Raw genomic sequence first — 603 nt, forward strand, 5'->3', positions numbered from 1 at the left:
CCCCCGCCCATCGAAGCCTGGTGCATACGCTTCGAAGAACGCGTGGCGACCTGTCCCACCACCTGCGGAGGCACGCTGCCGGGTCCGAGCGAGCTCGCGCTCCTCGCGTCCATCGCCGGCGACCCGCCGCCCACCGCGCCGGACGGCCTGCGCGCCTGTTCGCCGGACCTTCCATGAACCCCCAACTTCGTCGGGCCGCGTCAAAGCCCGTTCTCCCTTTTACAACCGCCGTCCGCTCCGCTATCCCGCGACCGTCACCCAGGAGTGTCCCCGTGAAGCGAAGTCTCTCCGGTCTGCTCGTCGCACTCGCGTTCACCGCCTGCAAGCAGGAGGCGCCGGGCAAGATGGAGCCCATCCCGCGCCCGCCGGGTGCCACTGCGCCCGAGCCCGCCGAGGCCGCTCCCGTTCCCGCCGCGCCCGCCGTCCCCAAGGACGCCGTCGTCCTGCGCTGGAAGCTCGTCCAGGACGCGCCCATCTCCTTCCGCCTCAACCTCGCCCTGGACCGCAACGCGCCCGTCCTGGAGTCCGCCCCGGCGGAGAAGCCCGCCAAGGCCGACAAGAAGAAGGGGAAGGACGCCAAGGCCGCCCCCGCCGCTCAAGCCC

At 72.3% G+C, this 603-nt stretch carries 1 pseudogene; it reads left to right on the forward strand.

Annotation, left to right across the window (positions count from 1 at the left end):
* Positions 1-272: 272 nt before the first annotated feature.
* Positions 273-603: pseudogene (locus D7Y15_RS43700) on the forward strand (hypothetical protein); the annotation flags it as partial.

This window comes from Corallococcus sp. AB030, from assembly GCF_003668965.1.
GTDB lineage: Bacteria > Myxococcota > Myxococcia > Myxococcales > Myxococcaceae > Corallococcus > Corallococcus exiguus.